This window comes from Muribaculum sp. NM65_B17, from assembly GCF_004793735.1.
GTDB lineage: Bacteria > Bacteroidota > Bacteroidia > Bacteroidales > Muribaculaceae > Muribaculum > Muribaculum gordoncarteri.
Genome location: NZ_SRYY01000024.1, coordinates 1 through 6,533 on the forward strand (window position 1 = coordinate 1; position 6,533 = coordinate 6,533).

4 protein-coding genes and 1 pseudogene are annotated in these 6,533 nt (G+C 49.8%); all 5 read right to left on the minus strand.

Features of this window, described 5'->3' with window-relative positions:
- Positions 1-2 precede the first annotated feature (2 nt).
- Positions 3-218, minus strand: coding sequence for a hypothetical protein (locus E5354_RS14060; protein ID WP_135947844.1), 216 nt, complete (start codon positions 216-218; stop codon positions 3-5).
- A 1-nt stretch (position 219) separates the two neighbouring features.
- Positions 220-2,448: pseudogene (locus tag E5354_RS14065) on the minus strand (peptidase domain-containing ABC transporter).
- Between the two features lie 122 nt (positions 2,449-2,570).
- Positions 2,571-4,658 carry a hypothetical protein gene (locus E5354_RS14070; protein WP_135947845.1) on the minus strand — a complete coding sequence of 696 codons (2,088 nt, stop codon included), beginning with the start codon at positions 4,656-4,658 and terminating at the stop codon, positions 2,571-2,573.
- Between the two features lie 7 nt (positions 4,659-4,665).
- Positions 4,666-5,943 (minus strand): radical SAM/SPASM domain-containing protein, encoded by a 1,278-nt coding sequence (locus tag E5354_RS14075; RefSeq protein ID WP_135947846.1) that lies wholly within the window; start codon positions 5,941-5,943, stop codon positions 4,666-4,668.
- Between the two features lie 380 nt (positions 5,944-6,323).
- Positions 6,324-6,533 (minus strand): hypothetical protein (locus E5354_RS14305; RefSeq protein WP_210433151.1); only part of this gene is annotated, 210 nt, incomplete at its 5' end.

Sequence of the window (6,533 nt, forward strand, 5' to 3'; positions counted from 1 at the left end):
GCTCAGGGGAGCAGACGCTGCAGCAGGGTTGTGCCGTCGGGAGAATAGGGAATGATGGCGGCGGCGATGATGATCAGTGTCATCACGGCTACGACTATGAGCGTGCCGTAGCGCACGGCTGCGGGCGGCCGCGTACCTATGATGTGACGCACCTTGTCGGAGCGCAGCTCTATGCGGTCGTGAGTGTCGGCCCGGTGTAGGTCCTGGTCGTTTTCCATATCAGTTCCCGAGTTCGAGTTGGTTTTTAACAAGGTTATAGTAGTGTCCGCGGGCCGCTATCAGCGAGTCATGGTTGCCCGACTCTACAATTCGCCCTGCATCGAGCACGATTATGTTGTCGGCGTCACGCACCGTCGACAGTCGATGGGCCACTACCACCACCGTGCGACCACGGTAGAACCGTGACAGGTTGCTCACGATTTCCCGCTCGTTGCGCGCGTCGAGCGAGTTGGTGGCCTAGTCGAGAAATATGTAGTCGGGGTTGCGGTACACGGCACGGGCAATGAGTATGCGCTGTTTCTGCCCCTGGCTCAGGCCCACCCCGTCGCGTCCTATCTTGGTGTTGTATTTCAGCGGCAGCGACATGATGTAGTCATGGATGCATGCCGTTCGGGCGGCCTCCTCGAGCCGGGCCTCGTCGATGTCGCCGTCGCTCACCGCTATGTTGCGCGCTATCGATTCCGAGAATATGACACCGTCCTGCATCACCACTCCGCATCGCCTGCGCCACCATGTCATGCTGTAGCGGTTGATGTCGGCACCGGCTATGTCTATGCTCCCGCGATTGACCCGGTAATAGCCGAGCATCAGTTTAATCAGCGTGGTCTTTCCGCTGCCCGACGCTCCAACTATGGCCGTCACTTGTCCCTGCGGCACCGTGAAGGTTATGTTGTCGAGGGTGTTCTTCAGCGCATGGAGGTCATACCTGAAGTCGATGTCGTTCAACGTTATCGAACGATTCTTGTCGTCGGCATAACGGGTGAGCAGCTCTCCGTCGTCCTCCTCGTTGCGCCGGCCGTGTATCTCGTTGATGCGTTCAAGCGATATCTTCACATCCTGAAGCGAGTAGATGAAGCTCATGATTTGTGCCACGGGCGAGTTGAGCTGTCCGATGACATATTGCACGGCGAGCATGGCTCCGAGAGTCATGTCACCGTTGATTACGGCAGTGGCGGCAAACACCGTTATGACGATGTTCTTGACCTCGTTGATGAATATAGAGCCGGCTTCCTGGGTCTGCTGAAGGCTCAGCGAGCGCATCTGCACCTCAAAGAGGTCGGCCTGCGCATCCTCCCATTCCCAGCGTCGTCGTCGCTCGCAGTCCTGCAGCTTTATCTCCTGCATGGTGGTGATGAACTGGTAGGTGCGGTTCTGGTTCACGGCCTGACACTCAAACAGCTCATAATCGATCACCTTGCGTCGACGCAGGAATGCCGATATCCACAGGGCATAACATAGGCTGCCGATGACAAACACCATGAAAATCAATTGACTGTAGACAAACAGCACGACTCCAAACACAACGAAGCTCAGCATCGTAAACATTACGCCGAGAGTCTGCCCGGTAAGAAATGACTGCACGCGCGAGTGGTCGCTCATGCGTTGCAGCAGATCGCCCATAAGCTTTGTGTCGAAAAACGACATAGGCAGCTTGAGCAGCTTGATGAAGAAGTCGCTCACAAGCGAGATGTTGATGCGCATCGAGATGTGGAGCAGGAGCCAGCGGCGTATGAAGTCGGTGGCGGTGCGTCCGGTCACTATCATGAGTTCGCCGAGCAGGATGAGCCATATAAGGCCTATGTCGGCATCGTGGATGCCACGGTCGACAATGGCCTGTGTGAGAAACGGCATGGCAAGCTGCAGCACGCATCCGAGCAGAAGCCCGAGGAATATCTGGGCGAAGTAACCCCGATACTGCTTTATGTAGCCGACGAGAAACCTGAACGAGCGACGCTCACCCGCCTGTTCCGATTCAGCGTCCGATTGCCCGAAGCGGGGTCCGGGCTGAAGTAGCAGGGCTATGCCCCGGTCCTCGTCGCCGCTTCGTGTGCTTGCCCATCGCCGCATGAACTCATCACGGCTGTAGGTTAGCAGCCCCTTGCCCGGGTCGGCTATGTGATAACGGCCCCGGCGGTCGATGCGGTAGAGCACCACGAAGTGGTTTTGGTTCCAATGCAAGATGGCCGGCAGTGGCGACTGCGACAGCTCATACGGGGAGAGGCGCACCGAGGCGGTTTCAAATCCGAGTTCCGAAGCCGCTTGCGACATACCGCGCAGCGACACTCCTTCGGCAGTGGCGTGGCATAGCTCTTCAATCTGCGACAACGTACAGGCCCATCCGTAGTGGCGGCATACCATGGTGAGGCATGCCACGCCACATTGCATCGAGTCGCGCTGTTTTATCCAGGGAAACCGCCTGAATCGCCGTCCGATTGATTGAAAGTCCATCGCCGTATATCTAATTGGTGACTAAAGGTTTATCAGTAGGTTATGTTGACGCCGGAGTCGATACCATAGCAAAGCTTGTTTAGAATACATGCCTATGTATCATTTCTTTAAACTTGGGCGGGTTAATCCTGCTTGGCGGTGTTTGAGTCGATCAGTCCTGAGTCATTGTCGCTGTTGTTTAGCGATTTCTTGGCCTGCTTTCGAGCCTTTCCCTTAGAGAAGAAGTATGTCAGGTTTATGGCGACAAGATTCTTCATCCCCTTCCAGCTTGTCGACTCCGTGGCCGAGAAGCCTGCACCGCGGTAACGCACGTAGTCGTTCTGAGAGGCATATCGCCACTCCACCCCGGCCGATAACGCCCCCTTTTTCCATGACACCGAAGCGTAGTACTGCCAGCCGCTGCGGGTGACCATGTCGCCGTTAAATGACTTGTCGGGCGAGTTGATGGATGCGATGAACTGCAAGCGGCGATAGGCCATCGACACCATGGCACCTATGCGGTGATAGTTGTGCCGTATGGTTGAGCTTGGCGTTGAGTATCCGTCGTGGAAGTACTGGTAGTAGCTTTGCAGTACCATCCAGTTGCATGGCGAGTAGTTGACTATCATCGTGCCGTTGAGCTCGTTGCGCGCATTTATCCTCATAGGCATCATGACGATGTTGTCGCCTTCCGACAGCAGGTACGGCACGTTGGGATGATGTGAGTATAGGTACTCGATTGACGGCGATAGCGACAACCGCCCGTCGGATGTAGAGTACTGTGGCTTAAATGTCAGCGAGAATGTCCTGTAGGGCTTCAGGGCGGGATTTCCCGTAGCGATGAAGCGTGAGTCGATGTTGACCCGGTTTTCGGCAAGGTCGCCGGTAGTGGGTCGCGTTCCCTTAAGCTTGGCGATGAGGCGTGTAGAGAATGTGCGCGTAAACCGATAGAAGAGTGTGAGCGACGAATAGGGTATCACGTTGACGAAGCTCTGGCCCGATACGGGGTGCTGTGCAACCGCATTGGCACCGAGCGACGCGTAGTAGCTCAGTCGCTTATAGCGTCCGGTGTAGGCGATGTAGGCGTAGTGCTGGCGCATGTTGAGATAGGATTCGGGGCCGCCGTTGTAGGACTGGCGCAGCTCCTTGTAGTTGAAGTAGGCGCCTGTGTTGAGCTCGCCTTTCCACAGCGGCGTGGTGTAGTCGGCCTGTGCTATTATCGAATAGTAGCGGTTGTCGATGTTGTTGAGTATATCGTAGTCCATCGACGAGTATTGCTCCGGCATCTTGAGCCACAGCCGGTTGTGGGATTCCGATGAGGAGAATGTGTTTACCACATTCACCGCAAGGGAGCGTTTGCCGGCAAAGTCATGCCTGAAGTAGAGGTCGGCGCTCCAGCGGTCGTCGTCGCTGCGCAGGTCATGGTCCCTGAGTCCTGACAAGTCGCGTGCATTGTCGGTGTAAAGAGTCGACTGCTTGTTCCTTATGTGTCCCGGACGGTTGCCGTAGCGCACATTGGCGTTGAACAGGTTGGCTCCCTGGTAGCGCTGATATATGAGCTGTCCGTATTGGTAATGTCCCGAATATTGTCCGTCGCGGCTTCGGTAGGATGACAGTGCCGACCGGTAGTCGTAGTCGGCATTGGTGCTTCGGTCGACATTGCGGTAGTCGATGAAGTAGTTGGCCGTGAGCATATTGAGCGAGTCGGCATAGGTAAGGCTTGCCTGATCGGTGCCGTAACCGGTGGTCACTGCGTTAAGGGCGTTTATGTAGGCGCTGTAGAGGCGGTCCTTGCTGCGGCGTATCGTCACGTCGATAACCGGGCCTGAGGCCATCATCTGGTATTTGGCCGGCGGCTCATGGTAGTAGGTCACCTTCTTTATGTCGTTACCCTGATAGGTGCGCAGTGTGGCTGCGTCGGACGGCATGCCGTTGATGAATATCGCCACGCTCCTCATGTCGGCCGTTTGCAGTGAAGTAGCGCTTATGGCGGTCGAGAACTGGGGCAGGCTTGAGATTGCATCAAGTGCGTTGGTGCCGAATTCGCGTTGTTTTTTCGTAAGGATTATCTCGTCGCGGTTGCCTACCGACTGCACAAACTCAGCCTGTACGGTCACCTCCTTCAGCGATATTGTGGTGTCATTTTTCTCGCGATTGTCGCTTAGGGCGTAGTCGGGAACCGAGATGAAGAGCAGGCACAGCAGGGCTTTTATAATCATGGCAGTCTTCATGTGCGCGTTATTTGCAATGTTCAATGAAATCTATTAAAGAAGTTTCGATATTTGAATCTTGAGCATCCATTTTGCAATAATTACGTTTTTTTGCATGGTCACGAGGACAAATTCCCATACATACGGGTAAATACTTGCAATTTAGACATTTGGGATTCTCATAGCTTTTTTCTTGATACAATTTGTCAAAATTGTTTTTCCATTCAATTTTTCCGTCTTCCTGTAGCTGTCCGGGAGGATTGCTTTCATATAAATCATTGCAAGCAGTGCATTTTACAACACCGCCATTATAATTTATAGCATTGTAATACTCCCTATTAGCATAACAGGGCACGAAATTGTCAACGATTTCCATTCGTGCTGCATTATATCCATAATCATTGAATTCATCAAGAATTGAAATAGTTGACAATTGGAAATTTTTGTCAACACTTTCCTGCCATACTTTTTTAGGTGTTATGGTCAATTGTTTTCTGTTTTCCGGCGAGATGTATTCATTGATTTGACTTACAATTTTGTTAGTTAATGTTTTATGCGTATAATTTATGCGTAGGACAATATTCATATCCTTTAACGCCGACAATATTTTGTCGATGTTGCCCAATGTATGTACAAATGCTGAATCGCAGCCGTTTTGGAATTTTACTTTGTCATGGTTCCCTTTATCCCCGTCCAAAGTTATCTGAAATCCGGAAAATTTCAACCGTTTTAAATCTTTGATTTTATCAGAGGATAGAAAATATCCGTTTGTGGTTGCTGAATTTAGAAATGGAATTTTAGCTTTATCACATTTTTCTATTGCGTATTCGCTAATTGGAGCTATCACTTGTTTAAAGTACATGAATGGCTCTCCTCCAAACCATTCTATGTGGAGAGATGTGATATTTCGCTCATCAATCATGTAATCAATGTGTTTCTTTACTCGAGTTATAGTTTCCTGCGACATCATTGACGGAATGTGATTCTGTATACAGTACCAGCATTTGTAATTGCAATTAAGAGTCGGTAAAATTACTAAAAAATAGTCTTTTGACTGTATCGTTTCAAGATTCCTTTTTCGTATCACCTCGATTTCATCAACGTTATCCTCAATTATAAATTCATTGTCGACCAATTTTTGATAAAAGGATGGTGCCGATTCTTTTAATATTTCAGGATTGCAAATTAAAGGTTTTATCTTATCTCCCAATTCTATAGGGAGAGTAAAGAATTTATGCGATACCCCGTTATACCAATAGCTTTTTGAGTCTTTAGATAGGATATAGTTATAATGACTTGGTTTCATAATTGTATGGTTTTAAAGGGAGCAATATAAAATATTGCCCCCAAATAGTAAAATTAAGGTTCTTCTACCTTGCCTCCTCCGGCTTCAAATCCGTCCTCGTTTTCATCGACAGGACAAGCGCATCCCGCTTTGCGATTGACACATTGCATGTCCAATTCGCAAGCACATCCTACTACTGAATTGGAGCATTGATACTGTAAAGTTAAGCCTGAACGACCTCCTTTAACCTCCAATGCTTCTAACTCTGAGAGTTCTTGAAATGAAAATATACTCTTAAGCATAGTTGTTACTAATTATTAAATGCTTCCTATTAAAGTAATTCGGCATCCACGACATTTTTTACCCTGTTATGTTCAGTATATAACGTGCGCATATTATATCTATTTTACAAAATTTCCTATATAGGTCGTTTCATCGATGTTAAGGTATAGAGTATAGTTTATGCCTTTAGTCAATCCTGTTACTGTAAACTCTTGGCATTGATTATTGGTGCTTGACGGATACCCGCTCCACACCATGTTGTTATTTTTAAAAACAACTACAGTTACATTATCACTGTATTCGCCATATACGCGTAACACATCATTGTC